The sequence below is a fragment of the Micromonospora sp. D93 genome (genome assembly GCF_018070365.1).
Classification (GTDB): domain Bacteria; phylum Actinomycetota; class Actinomycetes; order Mycobacteriales; family Micromonosporaceae; genus Micromonospora; species Micromonospora ureilytica.
The window spans coordinates 171,268-196,510 of record NZ_JAGPXW010000006.1 but is presented as its reverse complement, the minus strand read 5'-3'; the positions used below and the strand labels follow the sequence as shown (position 1 = coordinate 196,510).

Sequence of the window (25,243 nt, the reverse complement as noted above, 5' to 3'; positions counted from 1 at the left end):
ATCATCTGCGAGTCGGCCACGGGCGCGGCAGGATGGTACGCGTGACGACTCCAGAGGCGACCGGTTACCGCATCGAACGCGACTCGATGGGCGAGGTGGAGGTGCCCGCCGAGGCGCTGTGGCGGGCGCAGACCCAGCGTGCGGTGCAGAATTTCCCGATTTCCGGCCGGGGCCTCGAACCGGCCCAGATCAAGGCCCTCGCCCAGATCAAGGGCGCGGCCGCCGAGGTCAACGGCGATCTGGGCGTGATCGACGCCAGCGTGGCCGCCGCGATCGCCGCCGCCGCCGCACACGTGGCCGACGGCGGTTACGACGACCAGTTCCCGGTGGACGTGTTCCAGACCGGCTCGGGCACGTCGTCGAACATGAACACCAACGAGGTCATCGCCACCCTGGCGAGCCGTGAGCTGGGCTCACCTGTGCACCCGAACGACCACGTCAACGCCTCCCAGTCGAGCAACGACGTCTTCCCGTCCTCGATCCACCTGGCGGCCACCCAGTTCATCGTGGAGGACCTGCTGCCGTCGCTGGCGCATCTGGCGGCCGCGCTGGAGGCCAAGGCCGCGGAGTTCGAGACAGTGGTCAAGGCCGGGCGAACGCACCTGATGGACGCCACGCCGGTCACCCTCGGCCAGGAGTTCGGCGGTTACGCCGCCCAGGTCCGCTACGGCATCGAACGGCTGGAGGGCGCGCTGCCCCGACTGGCCGAGCTGCCGTTGGGCGGCACCGCCGTGGGCACCGGGATCAACACCCCGCTCGGCTTCGCCGCCGCCGTGATCGACAAGCTGCGCGAGTCGACCGGGTTGCCGCTGAGCGAGGCGCGTAACCACTTCGAGGCGCAGGGCGCGCGGGACGCGCTGGTGGAGACCTCGGGGCAGTTGCGGACCGCGGCGATCGGCCTCTACAAGATCGCCAACGACATCCGCTGGATGGGTTCCGGCCCCCGCGCCGGCCTGCGTGAGCTGCGCATCCCCGACCTCCAGCCCGGCTCGTCGATCATGCCGGGCAAGGTCAACCCGGTGGTCGCCGAGGCGATGCGGCAGGTCTGCGCCCAGGTGATCGGCAACGACGCGACGGTCGGGTTCGCCGGCTCACAGGGCGACTTCGAGCTGAACGTGATGCTCCCCGTGATGGGTCGCAACCTGCTGGAGTCGATCCGGCTGCTCTCCGCGGTGAGCCGGCTCTTCGCCGACCGGCTGGTGGCCGGCCTGGTCGCGGACGCCGAGGTCTGCCTGGCGTACGCCGAGGGCTCACCGTCGATCGTCACCCCACTCAACCGCTACCTGGGGTACGACGAGGCTGCGTCGATCGCCAAGGAGGCGCTGGCCAAGCAGACCTCGATCCGCGAGGTGGTGATCTCCCGGGGTCACGTCGACTCCGGCAAGCTCACCGAAACCCAACTCGACGAGACGTTGGACCTGCTCCGGATGACCCACCCCTGACCCGGCTCGCCCAGCCCTGGCCCGCCCAGCCCTGGCCCGCCCAGCCCTGGCCCGCTCAGCGCAGGTGCCGTGGTCTCGCCCAACCGAGGAAGCGGGTGAAGAGCGCGGCGGGGTCCGGGCCGTCGTGCGGGTTGAGCCGGTACAGGTCGGCAGCCGCCTCGTGCAGGACCGCACACAGGTAGATGCTCAACGCGACCCGGTCGTGCGCGTACTCATGGCGCAGGGTGAGTCGGGCGACCGGGCACGGCCAGGGCGCGGCGCAGACCCGGCAGAGCCAGAGCGGGCGCAGCGGCAGGTGCGGTCGACATGGCGTCGTCGCGCGGTAGTCCAGGCTGGTCCGGGACATGCTGGGCCTTCTTGCCGGGCTGGGGGCTGCGCTGAGCTGCGGGCTGTGTTGCGCTGGGGGGGCTGCGCCAAGATCGCGCTCGATCCTGGATGTAGTGGCTTCCACGCGTCAGGACCCCACTGTTTCCACGATCGAGCACGATCTTGCGAGTTCGGTCGGATGGCCGGCGTGGTCGTGGCCGGCGTGGTCGTGGTCGAGGTGGTGGGCGCGGTCGGGGTGGTAGGCGTGGTCGCCGCCGGGGGATGTCTTGGGCGGATGCTTTGGACCTGACTCGTTTGTGGCATCACCCCCGCTTGGTGGTGGCTGCCGCAGCCGGGTGCCGTCGTGCAGCCAGCGCCTCCGGCCGTGGCTTGGTCCGGTCGTGGCTTGGTCGGGTCGTGGCTTGGTTCGGCCGTGGCTTGGTTCGGACGTGGCTTGGTTCGGACGTGGCTTGGTTCGGACGTGGCTTGGTTCGGACGTGGCTTGGTTCGGACGTGGCTTGGTTCGGACGTGGCTTGGCTCGGCCGTGGCTGTCTGGGAGGTGGGACCGCCCGGTCGGGGGAGCGGGCGGTCCCGTGCGGTGCCGGCAGATCCCGGGGGGACGGGGAGCGGCGCTGCGCTTCACAGTCTGGTGATCAGGCGACTACGGTCGGAAGGGTTTGGCCGCGTCGTCATAGCCGCCCTGCGTCGGGTGGCGCCACCGCTGGCGGCCGGCTGGAGTTGATCGTCGGCGGGGTGGAGGGCGGTACGGCATGGCCGATGGGCAGATGACGGCGGCGGCGTTCCTGATCGCGGAGCTGCGCCGGGCGCGGGTGCGGCGCGGCTGGAGTCAGGAGGAGTTGGCGAAGGCGGTCAACTACTCGGCGTCGATGGTCAGCGCGGTCGAGCTGGGTCAGCAACAGCCCACCGCCAAGTACCTGGAACTCGTCGACCGCGCCCTGGACACCGGCGGCCTGTTCGGCCGCATGTCCACCGAGCTGGTAAGCCTGGACAAGGCCCACGTCTGGTTGCGCGGTTGGCGTGCGATCCTCGCGGAAGCGCGGGCGCTGCGATGGTTCGACCCGCTGCACGTCCCCGGGCTACTGCAGACCGAGGGCTACTCCCGCGCCATCTTCGAGTCGGACCGACTGCTCGATGCCGACGAAGTAGAGCGTCGGCTGACGGACCGGATGGACAGCCAGCGGGTGCTCTACGAGGACCGCCCGCCGCACGTGGTCGCGGTGCTTGACGAGTCGGTGCTGAGGCGACGCGTCGGCGGTCGGAAGGTGATGTGCGAGCAGGCTCTGCACCTGGCGCGCTTGGCGACCGAGCATCCGCGCGTTGAGCTTCACGTGGTGCCCCGCTCGGCCGAAGAGTATCCAGGCCTGAACGGACCGTTCATCCTTGCCACCGTGGCCGACCACAGCGATCTCGCCTACCTCGGTGGCCAGATCGGCGGTCAAGAACTCGATCGTCCTGCGGATCTGTTACGCCTACAACGGACCTGGGAAGCTACCCTCGGACAGGCGTTGCCACCGCAGGAGTCGATCGAATTGCTGAGGGAAGTGGCGGAGTCGTGGAGTTGACCCGAGCCCGGTGGCGCAAGAGCAGCCGGAGTGGTTCCAACGACCAGTGCGTCGAGGTGGCGACGAATCTTGGGGACGTGGTCGGGGTGCGAGACAGTAAGGACTCGGACGGGCCCGTGCTCGTTGTCGACGCGTACTCCTGGCGGCTCTTCGTGGTCGCGCCCCTGCGCTGACGCGACCGCCCCGCCCGCGACGGCGGTCGGGATTTGCCCGCGCGCGTAAACGGCTCGACGTTGGTGTGGGGCGGCGGGATGATTTCGTCATGAGTGAGCCACCCTGCACCGAGCGGTTGCGGTTGCGGCGGCTGACCATTGCCGACGTGGACGCGCTTGTCGAGTTGGACAGCGACCCCGAGGTGATGCGTTTCCTCACCGGTGGCGTCGCTACCCCGCTGGCAACCGTGCGCGACGAGCAGTTGCCGAGGCTGCTGGCCCAGTACGACAGGTATCCCGGGCTGGGGCGGTGGGCGGCGCACGATCGGGAGTCCGCCGAGTTCCTCGGCTGGTTCGCGCTCGACCCGTCGGAGGACGGCGCCGAAGCCGAGTTGGGCTACCGGCTGCGCCGCTCGACGTGGGGGCGGGGGCTGGCGACCGAGGGGTCGAGGGCGTTGGTCCGGTACGCCTTCGATGCCGTCGGGGTGCGTCGGGTCTGGGCCGAGACGATGACTGTGAACGAGCGCTCCCGGCGGGTGATGGTGAAGGCCGGGTTGCGCCACGTGCGGACCTTCCACCAGCAGTGGGACGACCCGATTCCGGGCACCGAGCAGGGCGAGGTGGAGTACGAGGTGCGGGCCGAGGAGTGGACGACCGTCGGTCAGGAGCGGCCGGCGGCCCGTCGGGCGCGGTAGGCGGTCACCGCGGCCCGGTTGCCGCAGCCGGCCTCGCAGAACCGCCGGGACCGGTTGCGGGACAGGTCGACGACCACGTTGTCGCAGTCCGGGTATTCGCAGATGCGTAGCCGGCTCAGCTCGCCGGTACGAACGAGGTCGGCCATCGCCATGGCGGCCTCCACCGCGATCCGGGTGGCCAGCGGCGCGTCGCGGGGCACTGCGTGCAGGTGGTACGGCTCGTCGTCGTGCTCGATGAGCTGGGGCAGCGCCTTGTGTTCCAGCAGCAGGCCGTTGACGACCGCGACGATCTCGGGTGGCTCGGCGGACCAGATGCGGCGCAGTCGGGGCCGCAACTCCCGGACGGCGCGTAGCTCGGCGTCGGTGTGCTCGTGCCGCCCGCTGTAGGAGTGGCGGACGAAGAACGCGTCCAGCGCCGCGACGTCGGGCAGTAACTCGCCGTCTCGACCTGCGGTGTTGACCAACGCCGCGGCGGCGATCAGCGAACACTCGGTGTCATGAGCGAATAGCAACTTGACTCCTGTCATGGCTTCCGCCTAGCGTCATCAGCACAAGGATAGTTTGCTCATGACGCAGTGCCCATCCCGAGGAGCGTGACATGCACTCACGACCTGCTGCCGGCGTCGGGTTGGCGCTGCTCTCCGCAGTCACCTTCGCCACCTCCGGTACCTTCGCGCGATCGCTCATCGAGGCCGGCTGGTCAGCCGAATCCGCAGTGATCGCCCGCGTCGGCGTGGCCGCCCTGGTGCTGGCGATCCCCGCCCTGCTGTCGCTGCGCGGCAAATGGCACGTGCTGTGGAGCAACGCCACGGCCATCGGGCTGTTCGGGCTCCTCGGGGTGGCGCTGGCCCAGGTGTGCTTCTTCAACGCCGTGCGCTACCTGCCGGTCGGTGTCGCGCTGCTGCTGGAATACCTGGGCATCATCCTCGTCGTGGTCTGGATGTGGCTGCGGCACGGGCAACCGCCCCGCCGGCTCACCATCGCCGGGTCGGTGGCCGCGCTGGCCGGGCTGGCATTCGTGCTCGACCTCGCCGGCACCGCCGACTTCCACCCGGTGGGCGTGCTCTGGGGACTGGGCGCGGCGTTCGGCCTGGCCGGCTACTTCGTGCTCGCCGGACGAGTCGACCCCCGGCTGCCCTCGGTCGCCATGGCCAGCGGCGGGATGGCCGTCGGCGCCGCCGTGCTGCTCCTCATCGGGCTGACCGGCCTGCTGCCGCTGCACGCGACCTTCGGCGAGGTCACCTTCGCCGGGGAGCCCACCAGTTGGCTGGTGCCCATCGTCGGGCTGTCGCTGGTGGCCGCTGTCATCGCGTACCTCACCGGTATCGCCGGTACCCGGATCCTCGGCCCCCGACTGTCGTCGTTCGTCGGGCTGACCGAGGTGCTCTTCGCGGTGCTGATCGCCTGGCTCTTCCTCAACGAGTTGCCCACCGGCTGGCAGTTGTTCGGTGGCGCGCTGATCATCGCAGGCGTCGCATTGGTACGCCTCGACGAACTGCGCGGGTCGCCCTCGACGGCCGCGCCGTCGGCCTCGCCCGAGCCTGAGCTGGCGCTGGGCGGTCGGTGAGGTTTGCCGGTCGGTGAGAGAGTGGGTTTCGTGCTGACCACTGTGGTGTTCGACGCCGACGAGACGCTGCTGGACCTGCGTCCGGCGGTCACGGGCGGGCTGGTGGCCGTCCTCGACGAGATGCGGCGACGCACACCGGCTGCGGCCGGTGTGACGCTCGCCGAACTGGAGTCGGACTGGGGCGCGGTCTTCGGGGAGCTGAACGCCGCCCCGGTGGTGGAGATCCGGCGAGCCGCACTGGCCCGGTCGCTGGCCCGCGCCGAACTGGTCAACCACCTGGACGAGATCGCGGACCTCTTCTTCGCCCGCCGGTTCGCACTGACCCGCCCGTTCCCGGACGTGCCATCGGCGCTGGCCACGCTGCGCGGCCGGTACACGCTGGGCTTCGCCACCAACGGCAACAGCCGCGCCGAACGGTGCGGGCTCGCCGGCGAGTTCGCCTTCGAGCTGTACGCACACGAGAACGGCCTGCCCAAGAAGCCAGCCCCAGATTTCTACGCCGCGGTGGTCGCGGCGGCCGGGGTGCCAGCCGGGCAGATCGTGTACGTCGGCGACTCGTGGGAGCACGACGTGGTGGCGCCCCGCCGGGCCGGCCTGCGATCGGTGTGGCTGAACCGGCTCGGCCTGCCTCGCCCCCTCGGCTGCACACCCGACGCCGAAGTTTCCAGCATGGCCGATCTGCCGACCGCGCTGGCGGATCTGGGCGTCGACGCGGTCGGTGTGCAGCTGGAACTGGAGGAATTCACCACCATAACGGGCGCTTAACTGGCGTAATCCAGATCGTTGTTGTGTGATGGCTGCCACGTCCCTCAACGAGAGGATCCGATGTGGTGAGCAAGCGCTTCACCGCCCGTACGGTCGCGACCGCGGCAGTACTGGCACTTACGGCTACGGGGTTGGGTGTGCCGGCCAACGCCGCGCCGAGCAACTCCCGCACCTTCACCGTCGTCGCCGAGGACGGCGTCGCCGCCGACACGGCAGTCGCCGCGATTCGGGCAGCTGGCGGCACTGTGGTGTCCCGGTCCGACGAGGTCGGCATGTTCCAGGTCAGCAGCGACCGGGCCGACTTCGCGGCCAGGGCGACCGCCGCGCCGACACTGATCGGCGCCGCCGAGCAGAAGGCCATCGGCCGCAAGCCGAAGCTGGACCGGGTCGAGCAGGAGCACCTGACGGCCGCCGCCGGTGCTCGTGCCGCCGCCGGTGCTGCTGCCAAGAAGGGCGCCAAGCTCGACCCGCTCGATGACAAGCTGTGGGGCCTAGAGATGATCCGGGCCGACAAGGCCCGCAAGATCGAGCCGGGCGACCGTCGGGTGACCGTCGGCGTACTGGACACCGGTGTCGACGCCAGCAACCCGGACATCGCGCCGAACTTCAACTGGTCGCTGTCGCGCAACTTCGCGCCCGACCTGACCGACGTGGACGGCCCCTGCGAGGTGCCGAGCTGCCTCGACCCGGTCGGCACCGACGACGGCGGGCACGGCACCCACGTGGCCGGCACCATCGGCGCTGCGGCCAACGGCTTCGGCCTCTCCGGTGTCGCCCCGAACGTCTCGTTGGTCGAGCTCAAGGGTGGCCAGGACTCCGGCTACTTCTTCCTCGACCCGGTCGTCAACGCCCTGGTCTACGCCGGCCGGTCCGGGATCGACGTGGTCAACATGTCGTTCTACGTCGACCCGTGGCTCTACAACTGCACAGCCAACCCGGCCGACTCGCCCGAGGACCAGGCCGAGCAGCGGGCAATCATCAAGGCGATGAAGCGGGCGCTGATCTTCGCGCACAACAAGGGCGTGACCCTCGTCGGCGCGCTCGGCAACAACAACGAGGACCTGGGCGCACCGCGCACCGACACCACGAGCCCCGACTACGGCGCCGACCCGTACGACCGGCCGATCGACAACGAGAGCTGCTGGGACCTGCCCACCGAGGGCCCGCACGTGATCGGGGTGTCGTCGGTCGGCCCGTCCGGCAAGAAGTCGGACTTCTCCAACTACGGCACCGAGCAGATCTCGATCGCCGCGCCGGGTGGTTGGTTCCGGGACGGCTTCGGCACCGACACCTTCCGTACCGACGCGAACATGATCCTCTCCTCGTACCCGAAGCACGTGCTTCAGGAGGAGGAATCGGTCGACGCCGACGGCAACATCGTCGCCGGTTTCGAGAATTCGGTCTTCAAGCAGTGCAAGGCCAACGGTGAGTGCGGCTACTACACCTACCTCCAGGGCACCTCGATGGCGTCCCCGCACGCCGCCGGCGTCGCCGCGCTGATCGTCAGCCGGTACGGCAAGGCGCAGGGTCGGACCGGCTTCGGGATGTCGCCGGACCAGGTCGAGCAGCACCTCTACCGCACGGCCGCCGAGCACGCCTGCCCGGAGCCGCGTCTCCAGCAGTACCGCAACGAGGGCCGGGACGAGACCTATGACGCGTACTGCGCGGGTGGAGTCAACTTCAACGGCTTCTACGGCTACGGAATCGTCGACGCCTACGCGGCGGTGAAGACCCCGCTCAAGCCGAACGCCCGCCCGTAGCGCACATCGCACTGCGGAGGTGGCCCAACCGCCACCACCCTCCGGGGCCCGGTCGACGCTCGTCGACCGGGCCCTGCGGTCGTCCGGGCCTCCTGCCCAGGAACCCGAGATGATCCTGGTCATGTGGGCGACTTCCGTCGCCAGCCGCGGCTGACCAGCGCGTCGCGCACCTCGCGAAGCACCGCCGGGAACTCGCCGTGCAGCCGTTGGCTGGTCACGCGCAGGACCAGCCAACCAGCGGCGACCAGCTGATTCAGCCGACGGCGGTCGCGGTGCAGCTGCTCCGCGTCGGAGTGCCACTTCCCGTCGTACTCCACCGCCACCCGATATTGCGGCCAGGCCAGATCGGGGTGCAGAACAACGCCGATCGGCAGGCGTACCGGATGTTGAATCGCTGGGCGCGGCAGCCCACCCAGCACCAACCGCACGCGTAGCTGTGACTCCGGTGGGGACTCAGCTCTGTCGTCGGCCAGGTCGAAGACCCAGCGCGCTCGTCGCCCACCGGGCCGGTCAGCATTGCGGGCAGCCATGGCGGCCAGGGTGTCGCGATCGGCCAGCCCCTGCCCGAGCAGCGAGTCGACGATGGCGACCGCCCGGACCGGGTCGAGCCAGACGGCCGTCTCCCAGGCGGCCCGCCCAGGATCGGACCGGGGGATCGGAAGCTCCGGCTCCCGGGACCATGGCGGGCTGGCCGCCGCCCACCCGTCGCCCCGGCTGGCCGCCACCATGCCCCCTGCTCCGACGGACACGGCGGCCGGGCGGGACAGTTGCCGTGCTGTGCGTGGTGACATACCGCCGGCGGGTGGGCGCCCTGCTCCCGTAGGTCGCGCCGCATCACGTGGACGTCCAGCGCTCGACGGACGCCCGGCATCCGGCATCGGGGTGATGGCATCGACGTGTACGCGGAGGCCGCGCTGTGGGCCGATCCGCCGCGATCGGGGCACGAGGACGTGCACATCGTCTGTGAAGCTCGCGGCGTGTTGGACGCCGTGCAGGTAGGCGGCCGACGGGCCGCCGACCACCACTCCGGGCGGTAGCCGGAGGAGGGCGGCGCGACAGGCGAGGGCGTGGTCGCGGTCCAGCCGCGAATCGGCGTAGATGTCGTGGCGCAACCGCACCCAGGCGGAGTTGCGCAGCTGATGTTCGGTGAGCAGACCGTCCCGGACAGCGTCGGAGCCACGGAAGACCTGCCAGGCCAGGGCATCGGGGCGATGCGGACGTGGTGGCATGCTGAGCAGCCTGCCGACCACCGATCGGCCACCGAAACCCCTGTGGACAACCCAGCCCGCGCGTGCCGCAGCACCTGTGGACAACCACGAATCCGCCTGCTGATCTTGCTATGCGCCGGCCGGATCGACAGGGCATTCGGGCTGCCGCCGAGCGGTGATCCACTCGCGTTCCTGAAAGTCGGGCGGTCGTTGGCCTTGGGATACCGCGACTTCCGTAACGCCGAGGTGGGCGTGCGCGGCGCGGCGCCGATGCGGTGGTGAGGTGGGGCGTGGGCCGGGTCAGCTGAGGGCGGCGGTGATGGCTCGGGCGGCGGCCAGCACCTTGGGGCCGATCGTGTCGACGTCCAGCGGGGCGAGCGCGACCACGCCGACGCTGGCCTCCAGGCCCGGTACGTCGAGCACCGGTGCGGCCAACCCGTACGCCCCGGCCTGCAACTCTCCGCTGCTACTCACCGGCTCTGCCACCCCGGCTCGACCGGCCAGGATCGCCCGGCCCGCCGCTCCCCGGTCCAGTGGGTGTCGTGCCCCGGCCCGGTACGCGACGTGGAACGACGTCGAGCTCGGCTCGACCACGGCCAGGGCTACGCCCTCGCCACCTTCGACCACGGTCAGATGTGCGGTCGCGCCGGCCTGCTCGGCGAGGCGGCGTAGCGCGGGCAGCGCACCCTCGGCGAGCAGCGGCTGGGCCCGTCGGGCCAGGTGCAGCAACCCGGCCCCGAGGCGCAGCCGACCGTCTCCGTCGCGGCGCAGCATGCCGTGTCCGGTCAGCGCACTGACCAGCCGGTAGACGGCGGCCCGGCCGATGCCGAGCCGATTCGCGGCCTCGGTGACGGTCAGACCGCCAGGGGCGTCGGCGACCACGTGCAGCAGCCGCAAGCCCCGGTCCAGCGTCTGCGATGTCTCCCCGGCGCGCCCCGCCCCGGCGTCGGCCGGCCCGGAGGCCGAACTGGAGACCGGCCCGGAGGTCGGGTCGGGGGGGGCGGTGGGGTTGGCTGGCGTGTCACCGGAGCCACCGGAGCGTGCGGTCGCATCCACGCCTGGCAGCGTACGACCCGGCACCGGCGGACCCGGACAGGCACGGACAGCTACCCTTGTACGGTGACGCTACGCCTGTATGACACTGCCACCCGATCGGTGCGGGACTTCGTCCCGCGGGAAGCCGGCAAGGTGGGGGTCTACCTGTGTGGTCTCACCCTCCAGGCCCCGCCGCACATCGGTCATCTTCGCTCCGGCGTCAACTATGACGTCCTGCGTCGGTGGCTGTTGGCCGCCGGCTACGAGGTCACCTTCATTCGCAATCTGACCGACATCGACGACAAGATCCTGGTCAAGGCGGGCGAGCAGGGTCGTCCGTTCTGGTCGATCGCGTACACCAACGAGTTGCTGCTCGCCCAGTCGTACCGGTCGTTGAACGTGTTGGCACCCACCTATGAGCCGCGCGCCACGGGGCACATCCCCGAGATGCATGAGCTGATCACGAAGTTGATCGCCGACGGGCACGCGTACCCGGCGAGTGACGGCTCGGGCGACGTCTACTTCGACGTGGCGTCCTGGCCGGCGTACGGGTCGCTGTCGGGTCAGTCGCCGGACGCCATGCAGTCCGCCGGGGACGCCCCGGATCGGGGCAAGCGGGATCCGCGCGACTTCGCGCTCTGGAAGGGTGCCAAACCGGACGAGCCGGCGGACGCCTACTGGCCCTCACCGTGGGGGCTGGGCCGTCCGGGCTGGCACATCGAGTGCTCGGCGATGTGCTGGCGCTACCTCGGCCCGGAGTTCGACATTCACGGCGGTGGCCTGGATCTGACGTTCCCGCACCACGAGAACGAGATCGCCCAGTCCAAGGCTGCCGGGTTGCCGTTCGCCCGTTACTGGGTGCACCACGGGTTGTTGAGCATCGGCGGGGCCAAGATGGGCAAGTCCGCCGGCAACGCGCTGGATCTGGCGTACGTGGATTCGCTCGGTGTGCGGCCGGTGGAGCTGCGCTACTACTACGCCGCCGCGCACTACCGCTCGCTGATCGACTACTCGGAGGATTCGCTGCGGGACGCGGCCACCGCTTACCGGCGGATCGAGGGTTTCGTGCAGCGGGCCGTCGAGCTGGTCGGTGCCGGGCAGCTCGGTGAGCTACCCGCTGGCTTCGTCGCGGCGATGAACGACGACCTCAACACGTCCGCCGCGCTGGCCGTGCTGCAACAGCACATTCGGGACGGCAACACCGCGCTGAGCGTCGGCGACGATGTGACCGTCCGCACCACGCTGGCCGTGGTGCGGGCAATGCTGGATATTCTCGGGGTCGACCCCCTCGACCCGGCCTGGACCGGTGGCGGCGGATCGGACGATCTTCGTGCCGTGGTTGACTCCCTGATCGCGCTGGCCCTGGAGCAGCGTGCGCAGGCGCGTGGCCGCAAGGACTGGGCCGCCGCGGACGCGGTGCGTGACCAGCTCAAGCTGGCCGGCGTGGTGGTCGAGGACACCCCCCAGGGCCCCCGTTGGACTATTGGAGAGCAGGACTGATGGCCGGCAACTCGCAGCGCCGTGGCCGGCGACTGACGTCGAAGGCAAGCGCCCCCAAGGGCACCGGCGGCAAGAACAAGGACTCGTTGGCCGGGCGGGGCCGCACGCTGCCCGCGGACGAGCGGCCGTGGCACAAGGGTTACTCGGGCACCGAGAAGCTGCCCCAGCGCACCGCCTGGAAGCAGGACAAGGAGCGCCGCGCGGCGGCCGAGGAGGGGCGCGCCCCCAAGATCGGTCAGCCCGGCAGCAAGGACACCACCTGGGGTCGGGGCGGCGGTCGGGGCGTACCGGTCGGTCGGGGTGCTGCCACTGGCGGACGGGGCGGCAAGCCCACCGGGCGGTCCGGTCCGCGGGTCACGCCGGGGCGCAAGTCCAACCCCTCCAAGGACACTCCGGAGCTGCTGGTCGGGCGTAACCCGGTGCTGGAGGCGTTGCGCGCCAACGTGCCGGCGACGGCGCTCTACACCGCCCAGGGCATCGACATGGACGACCGGATCAACGAGATCATCCGGACCGCCGCCGACCGGGGCATCGCCAACCTGGAGATCAGCCGCGCCGAGTTGGACCGGATGACCGGCGGGGTGCTGCACCAGGGTGTCGGCTTGCAGGTGCCGCCCTTCGCGTACCAGCCGTTCGAGGACATGGTCGCCGCTGCCCTGGAGCAGCAGGCTCCGCTGCTGGTCGCACTGGACGGTGTCACCGACCCGCGCAACCTGGGCGCCGTCATCCGGTCGGCTGCCGCGTTCGGCGCGCAGGGTGTCTTCGTACCCGAGCGTCGTGCCGCCGGGATCACCGCGACCGCCTGGCGGACCAGTGCCGGCGCGGCCGCGCGGGTGCCCGTGGCGCAGGTGACCAACCTGACCCGGTCGCTGAAGGCGTGCCGGGACGCCGGCTTCATGGTCGTCGGCCTGGATGCCGACGGCGACACCGACCTCTACAACCTGGAGGCCGCTGTCGGTCCGCTGGTGGTGGTGGTCGGTTCCGAGGGGCGTGGTCTGTCCCGCCTGGTCGGGGAGACCTGCGACCTGACCGTCAGCATTCCGATGATCTCCGAGGTCGAGTCGCTCAACGCCAGCGTGGCCGCGGCGGTCGCCCTGGCCGAGGTCGCCCGTCGGCGCTCCGTCGAGCTGTAAGCACGTCGACGAAGGCCCTCTCCCGCCGAGCGTGGGAGGGGGCCTTCGTGTCAGCTCTGACGGGTCAAGAGCCGCTTCGGGTACGACGAAAGGGGCGGCCCGCCGAAGCGGACCGCCCCTCTCAGTACGGCGTTACGTCAGATCCGGCCACCGGTGGAGGCGTGGAAGACGTGGCTGCGACCGGCGACCGGCTTGACGAACACGGTGTCACCCATGTTCGGCATGTTGCGCCGGTCGGTGCGGACGACGAAGCGCTCCGAGTTGCCACCCAGCGCGGCGTGGCCGTAGACGTTGGCGTCCGAGCCGAGGTCCTCGACCAGCTCGACCACGACCGGCATGCCGCCCTCGGTCGGGCTGACCAGCTCGCAGTCCTCCGGGCGGAAGCCCACGGTGACCTTGCCGTCGCCACCCTCGGCGCGGGCCGCCTCGACCTGCTCCCGGGTCAGCGGGATCTGCAACTCGGCGAACTCAGCGCCCCGCTCGTTCAGCGGAACGGTCTTGATGTTCATGGCGGGAGAGCCCATGAAACCGGCGACGAACACGTTGGCCGGGGTGTCGTAGAGCGCCCGCGGGGTGTCCACCTGCTGAAGGACACCGTCGAGCAGCACCGCGACCCGGTGACCCATGGTCATGGCCTCGACCTGGTCGTGCGTGACGTAGACAGTGGTGACGCCCAGCTTGGCCTGCAGGGATGCGATCTGGGTACGGGTCTGCACACGGAGCTTGGCGTCGAGGTTCGACAGCGGCTCGTCCATGAGGAAGACCTGCGGCTCGCGGACGATCGCCCGGCCCATCGCGACACGCTGACGCTGACCACCGGAGAGCGCCTTCGGCTTACGGCCGAGGTACTCCTCCAGCTGGAGCAGCGCGGCTGCCTCCTTGACCCGCCGGTCGATCTCCGACTTGGAGGTCTTGCGCAGCTTGAGGGCGAACGCCATGTTCTCGTACACCGTCATGTGCGGGTAGAGCGCGTAGTTCTGGAAGACCATCGCGATGTCGCGGGCCTTCGGGGGAAGGTGGGTGACGTCACGCTGGTCGATGTAGATCGAACCGGCGTCCACGTCCTCCAGGCCGGCGAGCATCCGCAGGCTGGTGGACTTACCGCAACCGGAGGGGCCGACCAGGACGAGGAACTCGCCGTCGCCGATCTCGAGGTTGAGCTCGTTGACGGCGGGACGCTCTTGTCCGGGGTAGACCCGGGACGCCTTGGAATAGGTGACCGTAGCCATGGTGAAGCGCTTCCTTTCACCGGCAGGAACGTGCCGGACGATCCGAGTGAAGGAGCAACCGGCACGAGTCCGTGCCGGTCAGCGGACGGCAGCCCGGCCGCGGGGGGCCCGGTTGTCGTCCGTGTGAGTGAACCGTAAACGCGTTTACCCGTGCTGCCAAGGCGGGGGGCCGCCCAGCCCACCAGGCGGGCTACGCATTCCGGTCACTCGGGCACGGTCAGACATCAATCGACGCGACGTCTAACGGCCGCGCGTCGGGTTGTTGACGATTCCCGTGGTCGGGAGGCATCTCGATCGGGATAACCGGACGTCAGTCGCTATGCTGACCTCGACGCACGCGCCCCTGTAGCTCAGCTGGCCAGAGCACTCGCCTTGTAAGCGAGATGTCGCCGGTTCGATCCCGGCCGGGGGCTCCAATTCCATCAGACCTTTCCGACCGGCACTGCCGCGAGTCGGCCGTCGGTGACGCCGGCTTCAGCACCTGCATGACAGACAAGCCTCGGGACGTTGCTGACACGTCTGGCTAGGAAACTGCTCAGGAGGCAATTAGCCTGCGCCCATGGCAGACCTGGGAGCCGTCGCCTGGCCGCCTGCCCCGATCAGGACCGAGAGGCTCGTGCTCCGTGAGCCCGAGGCCCGGGATCGTGCGGTGTTCATCGAGTTGCTGGCGTCGCCGGAGGTCAACACCTACCTCGGTGGTCCCCGCCTGCCTGGCGAGCTTGAGCGCGAGATGCCCAGGGTGCCTGAGCGGTGGCCCGGGAGCTTCGTCGTTGATCTCGACGGGGCGATGATCGGCCAGATACTGCTCAGGAGAGCAACGGGGCACCGTCGCCCGGCTGCCGTCGGGAAGGCTGACCTCGGTTACCTGTTCCTGCCGCAGGCGTGGGGATTCGGGTACGCCGCCGAGGCGTGCATGGCGGCACTCGACTGGTTTGACGGCGCTCTTCCCGGTGAGCCGGTGGTGCTCACCACCCAGACTGCCAACGTCGGCTCGATGCGCCTTGCGGCAAAGCTGGGGTTCACGGAGATAGAGCGGTTCCACGCCTGGGACGCCGAGCAGTGGCTCGGCCTGCGGTCGCCGGTAACGCCATCTGGTTGAGCTGAGCGACTTGTCGCCGGTTCGATCCCGGCCTGGGGGCTCCAATTCCATCAGACCTTTGCGACCGGCACTGCTGTGCCTCTGCCGGTCCGCATCGAGGGGCACCCGGACGTCGACCAACTCCGTTATCGTGCCTCCGGCCGCCACCCGGCGGGAGTCCACGGGGGAACCACCATGAAACAGAGCACCGTCCTGCTCGCGCTGGCTTTGACCGGCGGTCTGCTCGTTGCTGCCGGATGCACTCCTAAGACGGAGCCCAAGCGCGCCGAGGAACCGGTCCAGGCCACCACCGCCGTGCCGTCTCCTACGCCCGACGTCCGGGGCGAGCTGGTCGTGGCATTGCAACGGTCGCAGGGCGTCGCCCACCGGTACGCGGTGCGCGGGAACCTGCCCGAAGGGCAGAACGTCGCCGGCACAGGAGTCTTCGATCCGAAGAAACGCCGCTTTCAGACCACGGTCTCAATCACCGGTGGGAAGTACCCGTCGGCGGGGAGCCGGATCGTGATTGGCACCGACAGTTACTCACGGCCGTCCGACGAGAAGGAGTGGGTGCACGTCGATCTGAAGCGAGTGAAGCCCGACGATATCTTCCTGCGCTTCGACTGGGCCGACCCGACCGGTCTCAAGGCGTTCACCTCGTCGATCGTCTCGGTGAGCCGCGTCGACCCGCACACCTACACCGGCCGTTTCGACCCCCACAGCGACAAGGACACCACGTCGTTCCTTCCCGTGGGCGCACCGAGCATCGTGTCGCTCGGCATCCGCCCGTCGCCGTTCACGATCACCACCGACGCCCAGGGCTGGGTCACCTCGATCAAGGTGGAGCTGAGTCCCAGCGAGGGCCCGAAACTGACGATGACCACCACCATGAAAGATCACGGGAAGCCCTCGAAGATCAACGCGCCGGCACACGCTGGTGAGGCCGCGGACTTCTATTACCGCAAGTGACAGCTCAGAGTCACTCAGGACGCACGGTGCCCCACAGATCTGGGTGGCGGTAATGGTTGCGGGAGCCGGCCAGCAGCACCGCCCGCAGCGGGGCGAGGTGCGGGGTGTCCGGGGGTAGGTGAAGGCGGTCCAACAGGGCGAGCGCCGGCATCGGTTCGAGGTCGCCGTACACGTCGTGGTAGCTGGCCCGAAGGCCCGCGAACAACGCCGGGTGCAGCTCGGGCACGGTTGCGACGGCCTCATAGACATCGTGTTTGTAAGCCCAGCCGACCGGCCCCGAGTGCTCCAGGACCCGGGCGATTCGACGGTGCACCGGGCCGGTGGCGAGATCGCACAGGCGCCGTTGGGCCAGCATGCGGCGAACGTCGTCGCCGGCCACCCGCGAGAACGCCGCCTGGGCGGTGTCGCGGTCCTCGAACCAGTCGACCCACAGCGAGTACAGCACCTGCTCAGCCGGCTCGACGGCTTCGAGACGCTGTCGGTATCCCGCCCAGAAGGCATCCATGACCACTGGATCCGTCTGCTCGGTGATGAAGGTCCGCAGCTCGAAAGTCGCCCAGTATTCGTCGAGCAGATCGAGGAGGCCGAGGCCCGTGCGTAGCCGCTGCATCGGGGTCAGCCGGTCGTCTCCCAGGGCTGCGGCCGCCCACTCGTGGGCGAGGTCGTTGTCGGAACGTTCGAGGTCACCCGACGAGGTGGATTCCAGCCAGCGTCCCTTGCCGAGCGGCGTCACGCCCTCATCGGCCAGCCAGCGCAGAGCGTCGTCGGCCGCGGGCGTGTGCATCCGGCAATTGTCAGCGATCGGAGAACATCGTCGCCAGTGCGGCCCTCTGCCCGGAGGTAGCCTGGGCTCGGCGGCGAGCGAAGTGGGACCGGGGGGTCGATGAGTCGGGCGGTGGAGGAGTCGAACCGGGCGATGCTGCGTGCCCGGGACGCGATGGACCGGGCTTACGCCGAGCCTCTGGACATTTCCGCGTTGGCCCGGATCGCGCACGTCTCGGAGGCGCACTTCATCCGTACCTTTCGGGCCACCTTCGGTGAGACCCCGCACCGCTATCTGCAACGCCGCCGGGTGGAGCGGGCGATGGCGTTACTGGTGGAGACCGACCGGGACGTGACGGATATTTGTTACGCCGTCGGCTTCGGCAGCCTGGGCACGTTCAGCCGGACGTTCCGGCAGATCGTCGGGGATTCGCCCTCGGATTTCCGGCGTCGGCGCGTCGCGCCGGCGAACGTGCCGTCGTGTTTCACCAAAGCCTGGACCCGACCCAGCAGTTTTGGATAAGCCGCAGGTCACGGTCTACCTCTAGCGTCGTGGGCATGACGATGAACGCGATCAGCCGCTCCCAGATCTACGTCCTCGACCAGGACGCCGCGCTTGACTTCTACGTCAACAAGCTCGGCATGGAGGTCAACACCGACCAGGACCTCGGCTTCATGCGGTGGCTCACGGTCAACCTGCCCGGCGACCCGGAGCGCGAGATCCTGTTGGAGAAGCCGGGCCCGCCCGCGCTGGACCCGGCCACCGCCGAGCAGGTCCGGGAACTGCTCACCAAGGGTGCCCTCGGCGGGTACCTCTTCATGACCACTGACGACGCCCGCAAGACGCACGAGGATCTTGTCGCGAAGGGAGTCGAGATCACCGACGAGCCGACCGAGCGCCCGTACGGGATCGACTTCGGCATCCGGGACCCGTTCGGCAACCGGATCCGCATCGGCCAGATGTTCCCGCGGGCGTAGGGGGCGGGCGATGGGCCAGGCCGCGACGTTTCCCGTGGTACGACCGACCGCCGTCGGTCGGGACCGCCTGCTGTTGCTCGGCGGGGTGCTCGCCGGCCCGATGTTCGTCAGCTCGGCGATCGTGCAGGCGGCGACCCGGGACGGCTTCGACTTCCGTCGCCACCCGGTCAGCGTGTTGAGCACCGGCGAGCTGGGCTGGATCCAGATCGTCACGTTCCTGGCCACCGGGGTGCTCTGCGTGCTGGCCGCCCAGGCGCTGCGCTGCCGTACCAGCGAAGACGGCGCATCGGTGTGGCTTCCCCGACTGCTCGCGCTCTACGGCCTGGGCCTGGTCGGGGCGGCGATTTTCAGCGCCGACCCGGCCGATGGGTTCCCGGCCGGTACGCCTCGGGGTGCCGGTGAGATCAGTTGGCACGGAGCCCTGCACTTCCTGGTGGCGGCGGTCGCCTTCGTGTCGCTGATCGTGGCGACGGTGGTGGCCGCCCGTCGGGCCGCCCGGCTGGGAATGCGCGGTCGAGCCGCGTACCACCTGGTGACCGGGCTGTTCTTCGCGGTGGCCTGGGTGACGCTGATCGTCCGGCCGGTACCGGCCGCGATGGTGGCGTTCGGCCTGGCGGTGACGGCCGGCTGGCTGTGGGTGTCGGTCACCTTCGCGCGGGCGGCGTCCGGTCGGGCCGACTGAGCCGACGGCCGCAGCACCGGGAGGTGCGGGTCGAACTCGTACCTCCCGGTGTGTTGAGCTGGGGGCCATGGTGACCCGGTTGCTGTACCTGACCCGACACGCCGAGCAGGACCTGCCCGAGCCGAGTGGACCGGATGCCGGCGAACCGGATACCGGCCTGTCCGAGCGCGGCCGGCAGCAGGCCATCCTGCTGGGCGAACGTCTACGGGCCCGCCGGTTCGCCGCCGTCCATCACGGGCCGCTGCGCCGGGCCGCGCAGACCGCCGAGCTGATCGCCAAGTCGCTGCCCGAGGTTCCGGTGTACGAGACGGAACTGGCCGGTGACCACCTCCCGCACGACACCGATCCGGCTGGCCTGCCGCCCGCGTACGCCGAATTCCTGACGCAGTTCTCGGCGGCCGAGCGGGTCGACGGGCCGCGAGTGACGGCGGACGCGGTGCGGCGGTTCGCCGGCCCGGTCGGCGGGGGGCCGGCCGGCGGCGAGCCGGTTCGCGAGTTGGTCGTGACGCACAGCTTCCTGATCGCCTGGCTGGTGCGGCATGCCCTCGACGCGCCGGAGTGGCGGTGGCTGGGCTTGAACTCGCACAACGCGGGCCTGACCGTCATCCGGTACAGCGCGGCCGGCCCGCCGAGTCTGGTCGCCGTCAACGACGTGGCTCACCTTCCGCCGGAGCTGCGGGGCACCGGCCTGCCCCCGGACTACCTGGTCTGAGTGTCGGTGGCCCGCAGCAGCAGCTCGACCAGGGCGTGGGTGGCTGGCAGCCGTTGCGCGTCGTCGCTGGGGCAGTCGTCGTACCCGATCTCGGTGGTGCCGACGGTCAGCCGGTAGCTGAACACGTCTGTGCAGATGGTCGCGCCGGCTGTCTGGCGGGCCTCGGCGTACAGCCGGGCGTCGGCGGTCAGCCCGCGCAGCCGGCCGAGGTCGGCGGGGTTGAGTTGGCCGGTACGCCGACCGCCGGCACGGTCCACGGCCGTCCACCGGCCGTCCGGCTCGACGGTCACGGTGTCAGCGCGGCCGGCGAAGCCGCCGGAGCGAAACAGCATCACTCGCGTCGACGCGATATCGGTGGCCGGCGGCCCGGTCGGCAACGTGGAGGCGGGGGCCGTGGTTGGCGGCGGCGGGACGTCGGTGGCCGGCCCGGTCGGGGTGGGCCCGGCGCTGGTCGGCGGCTGGTCACCAGCGGCGCCGCTTCCGTCGGTGCTGGTGCAGCCGGCCAGGAGCGCGACCAGTAGGGCGAACGTGACGCCGGCTGTCGAGGCGGGTCTCATGCCCGTCGGACGTGCCGGGGCGGGTGTTGGTTCCCTCGTCAAGCCCTCTCATCCGAACGGCCAATGTCGATGTCTGACATCGGTTCAGCCCTTCTTTTTTCTTCAACACATAGCTATATGTACATGTGTGACTACCTCCGTCACATCCTTCTCCTCTCAGGAGCGCACGTGAAAAGAGCTCTTGCCGCCGTCAGTGCAGTGCTGCTTACCAGCGGCCTGCTGACCGGCGTCGTCACCCCGGCGCACGCGGCCCCGCCCACCTCTCCCGCGCCGGACGCCTCCGCCGCAGCCCGAGCGGAAACCGTCCTACGAGCGAACCCCGGCGCCGTCCAGGGTTCGAGCGCCGAGTCCTACCAGGTGCACAGCGCCAAGGTGGACCCCAGCGGCGCGGCCCACACCCGCTACACCCGGACCTACCACGGCCTGCGGGTGTACGGCGGTGACTTCGTCATCCACACTGCGCCGAACGGCACGTACGCCGGCAGTTCGGTTGGTTTGGCCGCGCCGCTGACCCTCGCCACCTCGGCCAGGACCACAGCGGCAGCCGCGAAGAAGGACGCCAGCGCGCGGTTCGTCGGTAAGGCCGAGGCGGTGGGCACACCGGAACTGTTCGTCGACGCCAGTTCCGGCACGGGCCGACTGGCCTGGGAGACCGTGGTCAGCGGATGGCAGCCCGACGGGCAGACCCCGTCCCGGCTGCACGTGATCACCGACGCCGCCACCGGCGCGACAGTCGGGTCGTACGACGAGATCGAGTCGGTGGTCGGCAGCGGCCAGGGCATCTACACCGGCACGGTCAGCATCGACACGACGCTCTCCGGCAGCACGTACCAGATGATCGACCCGTCGCACGGCAACGGCCGTACCTGCGACATGAACAACGGCACCTCGACCTGCACCACCTTCACCGACGCGGACAACGCGTGGGGCACCGGGGCCAACTCCAACCGGCAGTCTGCCGGCGTGGACGCGCACTTCGGCGCGGCGAAGACGTTCGACTACTTCAAGAACGTGCACGCCCGCAACGGCATCTTCGGTAACGGCACCGGCGTGCCGAGCCGGGTGCACTACGGCAACAACTACGTCAACGCCTTCTGGGACGGCGCCCAGATGACCTACGGTGACGGCTCCAGCAACTCCCGCCCCCTCGTCTCGCTGGACGTGGCTGGGCACGAGATGAGCCACGGTGTCACCGAAGCACTGGCCGGCCTTGTCTACTCCGGCGAATCCGGCGGCCTCAACGAGGCCACCAGTGACATCTTCGGCAACATGGTGGAGTTCTATGCCGCCGCGCCGAGCGACCCGGGCGACTACCAGGTCGGCGAGAAGATCAACATCAACAACAACGGCACGCCGCTGCGCTACATGTACAACCCGTCGCTGGACGGCTCGTCCGACAACTGCTGGTCCACCAGCACCAAGAACAAGGACGTGCACTACTCCTCCGGCGTGGCCAACCACTTCTTCTTCAACCTGGCCGAGGGCACCGGCGCCACCTCGTACGGCACCTCGCCGGTCTGTGGTTCCGCCCCCTCGGTGACCGGCATCGGCCGGGCCAAGGCCGAGAAGATCTGGTTCCGGGCACTCGACGTCTACTTCACCTCCAACACGGCGTACGTCAGCACCAGCAACCCGGCGAACACCTCCCGCGCGTACAGCCTGCGGGCGGCCACCGACCTGTACGGCAGCTGCTCCACCGAGTACAAGGCCGTGCAGGCAGCCTGGACCGCGGTGAACGTGGCCGGCAGCGACTCCGCCTGCTCGACCGGCAACGACTTCTCGGTGTCGCTCTCGCCAACCGCCGGTTCGGTGAACCCGGGCAGCTCCGCCGCCACCACCGTGTCGACCGCCACCACCAGTGGCTCGGCGCAGACGGTGACGTTCTCCGCGTCCGGCCTGCCCAGCGGGGCGAGCGCCGCGTTCAGCCCCGCCTCGGTGACCTCGGGCGGCTCGTCCACCCTCACCATCAGCACCTCGGCGAGCACCCCGGCCGGCACGTACTCGATCACCGTCAACGGTGCCGGCGCGGTCACCCGCAGCGCCACCTACCAGCTCACCGTGAACGGCACCGGCGGCGGCTGCACCGCGCCGGGTCAGAAGCTGGCCAACCCGGGCTTCGAATCCGGCGCGACCGGCTGGACGGCAAGCTCCGGCGTCATCACCAACTCCAGCAGCCAGGCAGCCCGCACCGGGTCGTACAAGGCATGGCTGAACGGGTACGGCAGCACCCGCACCGAGACGCTCGCCCAGTCGGTGAGCCTGCCGGCCGGCTGCTCGTCGTACGCCCTCAGCTTCTGGTTGCACATCGACTCCGCCGAGACCACCAGCAGCGTCGCCTACGACAAGCTCAACGTGCAGGTGCTCAACTCGAGCGGAACCGTTCTGGCCACCCTGGCGACCTACTCGAACCTGAACAAGGCCACCGGCTACAGCCAGAAGTCCTTCTCCCTGGCCGCGTACGCCGGCCAGACCGTCAGCCTGAAGTTCACCGGCACCGAGGACTCCTCGCTCCAGACGTCCTTCGTGGTCGACGACACCGCGCTCACCGTCTCCTGACCTGACCGCGGGCCCAGCGACCGCCCCTCGGGGTGGCCGCTGGGCCCGCGCCGTTATGGTCGCCGTATGTCGGACACGGAGTTGACCGTCGAGGTGACCGGACCGGTCGCAACCGTGGTGATCCACAACCCGGCCCGGCGCAACGCGATGACCGCAGCCATGTGGCGGCAGCTCCCCGAGCTGCTCGACCGGCTGGAGCCCGACCCCGCCGTACGGGCGTTGGTGCTTACCGGCGCCGGCGACACCTTCTGCGCGGGCGCCGACCTCGGTGACCTGGCCGAGCTGCTGGACGCCGGTGACACCAGCATCGCGGTGGCCGCCGAGGAACGGCTGGCCCGGTTCGCCAAGCCGACCGTCGCGGCTATCCGGGGCGCCTGCGTCGGAGGTGGGGCTCAGCTCGCTGTCGCCTGCGACCTGCGGATCGCTGCGGACGACGCCCGGTTCGGCGTACCGCCGGCCCGGCTCGGGCTGGTCTATCCGGCACCGACGACGCGCCGACTGGCCCGGTTGGTCGGCCCTTCCGCAGCCAAGCATCTGCTGTTCACCGCCGAGCTGATCGACACCGAGCGCGCTCTGCGGATCGGCCTGGTCGACGAGGTGCTGCCGGCCGACCGGCTCGCCGCCCGGGTGGACGAGCTGACCGCGACCATCGCCCAGCGGTCGCCGCTGAGCATCGCCGCCGCGAAGGAGATCATCGACGAGCGGGCCGAGCCCGCGCGGATCGCCTGGTGGCACCGGAAGGTGACGACGACGGGCGAGGCCCGGGAGGGGGTCGCGGCGATGACCGAACGCCGCCAGCCCCGCTTCGCCTGGCAGCCACCGACGGACGACTGACCTGCTCCGGCTGCTCCCCGCCGTGGTCGGCGCGCTTGCGGTCGGTGTCGCGATGGGTGGTCAGAACACAGGCATCTAGGGCCGGTCCCACTCATCGCGATATTTCGATCCCGGGTACCCGATTCTCAGGCCGGTACGGCAGGCTGTCCGTCGTGCAGCGTGATCAGTTGCTTGCGGGCCGCTACCGGCTCCTGGAGCGCCTTGGCAGTGGGGGCATGTCGGCGGTGCACCGGGCGTACGACGAGGTGCTCGAACGGGACGTGGCGGTGAAGGTGCTGGTCGCCTCGGAGACCAACGCCCGACAGCGGATCCGGGGCGAGGCCACGGCTGCGGCCCGGTTGTCGCATCCACACGTCACGAGCGTCTACGACTATGGCGAGTCGGCGTTGGACGGCGCCCAGGTCCCGTTCGTGGTGATGGAGTTGCTCGGCGGTCACACCCTCGAACACCGGTTGGTGGCCGGGCCGTTGCCACCGCGCGCCGGTCTGCGGGTGTGCGCCGAGGTGGCCTCGGCGCTCGCCGCCGCACATGATCAAGGGCTGGTGCACCGCGACATCAAGCCGGGCAACGTGATGCTCACGCCGACCGGCGCGAAGGTGCTCGACTTCGGCATCGCGGCAGCCGCCGGCGCCCCGGAGATCGACTTCGAGGGGCGGCTGCTGGGCACACCTGCGTACCTGGCGCCGGAGCGGTTGCAGGCTGGCGAGGTTCTGCCGGCCAGCGACGTGTACGCCCTCGGCCTGCTGTTGCACCGGGTGCTCACCGGCCGGCTGCCGTGGCCCGCCGAGGCGCAGACCGGGATGCTCCGCGCGCACACGCATGTCGAGCCGGATCCGCTGCCCCCGCTCGACGGCGTACCGCCCGAGGTGCACCGGCTCTACCGCTGGTGCCTGGCCGTCGACCCCGCCGACCGGCCGGCGGCCGCCGACGCGGCCCGCATCCTGCTCGCCGCCGCCAGCGGAGCCGCGCCCGAGGCCGCCGCCGTTGCCGCCGAACCGGCACCAGACGTCGATCCGGCAGCAAGCCCCGCAGGGCGGGCAGCAGACGTCGCCGGGCCGACCGGCGCCGGGCCGACAGGCAATTCGGCGGTGCCGATGAGGCGCCGGCCGTGGCGTCGGGGGCGGGCCATCCTGACGGTCGGTGGTGCCGTGATCGCCGCGGTGGCGCTGGCCGGGTCGCTCGGCGACTTCAGCAATCGTCGACAGGGACAGAGCGACGCGCCGACGGGCAGCGGCCCGGGTACCACCACTGTGGGGATGCCCCGCTCCGACGAGCCGATCGACGCGGCCGACACCGGGCCGGCCGCCGTACCGCCGACCAGGAACACGGCGCCCGCTACCCGGACCGGCCCCCCGACCGGTCCGCGCGAAACAGCGTCTCCGGGCCCGACCACCACCACTGGAGGCCCGACCCCGACCACTGGCGGGCCGACCCCCACCTCTGCCGCCGGGGTACCCGTGGACTCGCGCGGCGGGACGGTCACCGCTCGCTGCGTGGGCAAGATGGTCGAGGTGCTCACGGTGACGCTCGCGCCCGATTTCCGGGCCGAGGCGTACGACCCGGGGCCGGCGAAGCAGATCGTGGTCGAGTTGATCTCAGCGGAGTACCGCAGCGAGATCCGGGTGCAGTGCCCTGACGGCGGACTGAAGTCGAAGGTCAAGGAACGCGCCGCCTGATCGGGGGCCGGCGGGTGCCGCGCCCGGAATGTGCCCGGGACGCGGCCCCCCGTTCCCGCCGGC

25 protein-coding genes and 1 tRNA gene are annotated in these 25,243 nt (G+C 70.2%); 19 read left to right on the top strand and 7 right to left on the bottom strand.

Annotated features, from left to right (window positions below; all coding sequences use genetic code 11):
- Nucleotides 1-32: 32 nt before the first annotated feature.
- Nucleotides 33-1,442 (top strand): class II fumarate hydratase, encoded by a 1,410-nt coding sequence (locus KBX71_RS10175; RefSeq protein WP_210817710.1) that lies wholly within the window; start codon nt 33-35, stop codon nt 1,440-1,442.
- Nucleotides 1,443-1,497: 55 nt separating this feature from the next.
- Here KBX71_RS10175 and KBX71_RS10170 read toward each other — a convergent pair whose 3' ends face one another.
- Nucleotides 1,498-1,788 (bottom strand): hypothetical protein, encoded by a 291-nt coding sequence (locus KBX71_RS10170; protein ID WP_210817709.1) that lies wholly within the window; start codon nt 1,786-1,788, stop codon nt 1,498-1,500.
- A 731-nt stretch (nt 1,789-2,519) separates the two neighbouring features.
- Between KBX71_RS10170 and KBX71_RS10165 the strand changes: the two genes are divergently transcribed.
- The 3 genes from KBX71_RS10165 to KBX71_RS10155 all read left to right on the top strand — a co-directional run bounded on the left by KBX71_RS10165 (nt 2,520) and on the right by KBX71_RS10155 (nt 4,179).
- The gene (locus KBX71_RS10165) at nt 2,520-3,332 is read left to right on the top strand and encodes a helix-turn-helix transcriptional regulator (protein WP_210817708.1); all 813 of its coding nucleotides are present in this window, start codon (nt 2,520-2,522) and stop codon (nt 3,330-3,332) included.
- Entirely contained in the window at nt 3,323-3,505 is a 183-nt protein-coding gene (locus tag KBX71_RS10160) for a DUF397 domain-containing protein (protein WP_210817707.1), read from the top strand. Before KBX71_RS10165 ends, KBX71_RS10160 begins: the two co-directional genes overlap by 10 nt.
- Nucleotides 3,506-3,594: 89 nt before the next feature.
- A complete protein-coding gene (locus KBX71_RS10155; protein ID WP_210817706.1) occupies nt 3,595-4,179 on the top strand; it encodes a GNAT family N-acetyltransferase in 585 nt (194 codons plus the stop codon).
- On the opposite strand, the gene KBX71_RS10150 is transcribed toward KBX71_RS10155, so the two are convergent.
- Nucleotides 4,146-4,691: a CGNR zinc finger domain-containing protein gene (locus tag KBX71_RS10150; RefSeq protein WP_210817705.1), complete on the bottom strand. Its 546-nt coding sequence runs from the start codon at nt 4,689-4,691 to the stop codon at nt 4,146-4,148. The genes KBX71_RS10155 and KBX71_RS10150 overlap by 34 nt on opposite strands.
- 86 nt (nt 4,692-4,777) lie before the next feature.
- Here KBX71_RS10150 and KBX71_RS10145 point away from each other — a divergent pair, with 86 nt between their 5' ends.
- The 3 genes from KBX71_RS10145 (at nt 4,778) to KBX71_RS10135 (ending at nt 8,271) form a co-directional block, all read left to right on the top strand.
- Nucleotides 4,778-5,746, top strand: coding sequence for a DMT family transporter (locus tag KBX71_RS10145; protein WP_210817704.1), 969 nt, complete (start codon nt 4,778-4,780; stop codon nt 5,744-5,746).
- A gap of 30 nt (nt 5,747-5,776) precedes the next feature.
- Nucleotides 5,777-6,511, top strand: coding sequence for an HAD family hydrolase (locus KBX71_RS10140; RefSeq protein WP_210817813.1), 735 nt, complete (start codon nt 5,777-5,779; stop codon nt 6,509-6,511).
- A 65-nt stretch (nt 6,512-6,576) separates the two neighbouring features.
- Nucleotides 6,577-8,271, top strand: a complete 1,695-nt coding sequence (locus tag KBX71_RS10135) for a S8 family serine peptidase (RefSeq protein WP_210817703.1) — start codon at nt 6,577-6,579, stop codon at nt 8,269-8,271.
- Between the two features lie 119 nt (nt 8,272-8,390).
- On the opposite strand, the gene KBX71_RS10130 is transcribed toward KBX71_RS10135, so the two are convergent.
- Together KBX71_RS10130 and KBX71_RS10125 are read right to left on the bottom strand one after the other, a co-directional pair.
- Entirely contained in the window at nt 8,391-9,500 is a 1,110-nt protein-coding gene (locus KBX71_RS10130) for a DUF559 domain-containing protein (RefSeq protein ID WP_210817702.1), read from the bottom strand.
- A 279-nt stretch (nt 9,501-9,779) separates the two neighbouring features.
- Entirely contained in the window at nt 9,780-10,388 is a 609-nt protein-coding gene (locus KBX71_RS10125; RefSeq protein WP_247683258.1) for an IclR family transcriptional regulator, read from the bottom strand.
- Nucleotides 10,389-10,598: 210 nt separating this feature from the next.
- Here KBX71_RS10125 and cysS point away from each other — a divergent pair, with 210 nt between their 5' ends.
- Together cysS and rlmB are read left to right on the top strand one after the other, a co-directional pair.
- On the top strand, nt 10,599-12,014 hold the full coding sequence (gene cysS / locus KBX71_RS10120) for a cysteine--tRNA ligase (protein ID WP_210817700.1): 1,416 nt from the start codon (nt 10,599-10,601) through the stop codon (nt 12,012-12,014).
- Nucleotides 12,014-13,147 carry a 23S rRNA (guanosine(2251)-2'-O)-methyltransferase RlmB gene (gene rlmB, locus KBX71_RS10115; protein WP_124818921.1) on the top strand — a complete coding sequence of 378 codons (1,134 nt, stop codon included), beginning with the start codon at nt 12,014-12,016 and terminating at the stop codon, nt 13,145-13,147. The genes cysS and rlmB overlap by 1 nt, the downstream gene beginning before the upstream one ends.
- 137 nt (nt 13,148-13,284) lie before the next feature.
- Here rlmB and KBX71_RS10110 read toward each other — a convergent pair whose 3' ends face one another.
- On the bottom strand, nt 13,285-14,376 hold the full coding sequence (locus KBX71_RS10110) for an ABC transporter ATP-binding protein (protein ID WP_210817699.1): 1,092 nt from the start codon (nt 14,374-14,376) through the stop codon (nt 13,285-13,287).
- A 339-nt stretch (nt 14,377-14,715) separates the two neighbouring features.
- Between KBX71_RS10110 and KBX71_RS10105 the strand changes: the two genes are divergently transcribed.
- From KBX71_RS10105 to KBX71_RS10095, 3 genes are all read left to right on the top strand, one after another.
- Nucleotides 14,716-14,792, top strand: a tRNA-Thr gene (locus KBX71_RS10105).
- A 143-nt stretch (nt 14,793-14,935) separates the two neighbouring features.
- On the top strand, nt 14,936-15,475 hold the full coding sequence (locus tag KBX71_RS10100) for a GNAT family N-acetyltransferase (protein ID WP_210817698.1): 540 nt from the start codon (nt 14,936-14,938) through the stop codon (nt 15,473-15,475).
- A 174-nt stretch (nt 15,476-15,649) separates the two neighbouring features.
- Nucleotides 15,650-16,423, top strand: a complete 774-nt coding sequence (locus KBX71_RS10095) for a hypothetical protein (protein WP_210817697.1) — start codon at nt 15,650-15,652, stop codon at nt 16,421-16,423.
- Between the two features lie 10 nt (nt 16,424-16,433).
- Here KBX71_RS10095 and KBX71_RS10090 read toward each other — a convergent pair whose 3' ends face one another.
- The gene (locus tag KBX71_RS10090; RefSeq protein WP_210817696.1) at nt 16,434-17,207 is read right to left on the bottom strand and encodes a hypothetical protein; all 774 of its coding nucleotides are present in this window, start codon (nt 17,205-17,207) and stop codon (nt 16,434-16,436) included.
- Nucleotides 17,208-17,306: 99 nt separating this feature from the next.
- Between KBX71_RS10090 and KBX71_RS10085 the strand changes: the two genes are divergently transcribed.
- From KBX71_RS10085 to KBX71_RS10070, 4 genes are all read left to right on the top strand, one after another.
- Entirely contained in the window at nt 17,307-17,708 is a 402-nt protein-coding gene (locus KBX71_RS10085; RefSeq protein WP_210817695.1) for a helix-turn-helix domain-containing protein, read from the top strand.
- Nucleotides 17,709-17,743: 35 nt separating this feature from the next.
- Entirely contained in the window at nt 17,744-18,163 is a 420-nt protein-coding gene (locus tag KBX71_RS10080; RefSeq protein WP_088952055.1) for a VOC family protein, read from the top strand.
- 10 nt (nt 18,164-18,173) lie between these two features.
- Nucleotides 18,174-18,845: a DUF998 domain-containing protein gene (locus tag KBX71_RS10075; protein ID WP_210817694.1), complete on the top strand. Its 672-nt coding sequence runs from the start codon at nt 18,174-18,176 to the stop codon at nt 18,843-18,845.
- A 67-nt stretch (nt 18,846-18,912) separates the two neighbouring features.
- Nucleotides 18,913-19,557, top strand: a complete 645-nt coding sequence (locus tag KBX71_RS10070; RefSeq protein ID WP_210817693.1) for a histidine phosphatase family protein — start codon at nt 18,913-18,915, stop codon at nt 19,555-19,557.
- On the opposite strand, the gene KBX71_RS10065 is transcribed toward KBX71_RS10070, so the two are convergent.
- Nucleotides 19,545-20,114, bottom strand: a complete 570-nt coding sequence (locus tag KBX71_RS10065) for a hypothetical protein (protein WP_210817692.1) — start codon at nt 20,112-20,114, stop codon at nt 19,545-19,547. The two genes, KBX71_RS10070 and KBX71_RS10065, sit on opposite strands and share 13 nt — an antisense overlap.
- 168 nt (nt 20,115-20,282) lie before the next feature.
- Here KBX71_RS10065 and KBX71_RS10060 point away from each other — a divergent pair, with 168 nt between their 5' ends.
- From KBX71_RS10060 to KBX71_RS33620, 3 genes are all read left to right on the top strand, one after another.
- Nucleotides 20,283-22,670, top strand: a complete 2,388-nt coding sequence (locus tag KBX71_RS10060) for a M4 family metallopeptidase (RefSeq protein ID WP_210817691.1) — start codon at nt 20,283-20,285, stop codon at nt 22,668-22,670.
- Between the two features lie 66 nt (nt 22,671-22,736).
- Nucleotides 22,737-23,504 carry an enoyl-CoA hydratase/isomerase family protein gene (locus KBX71_RS10055; protein WP_210817690.1) on the top strand — a complete coding sequence of 256 codons (768 nt, stop codon included), beginning with the start codon at nt 22,737-22,739 and terminating at the stop codon, nt 23,502-23,504.
- Nucleotides 23,505-23,656: 152 nt separating this feature from the next.
- The gene (locus KBX71_RS33620) at nt 23,657-25,180 is read left to right on the top strand and encodes a serine/threonine-protein kinase (protein ID WP_307847028.1); all 1,524 of its coding nucleotides are present in this window, start codon (nt 23,657-23,659) and stop codon (nt 25,178-25,180) included.
- Nucleotides 25,181-25,243: the final 63 nt, after the last annotated feature.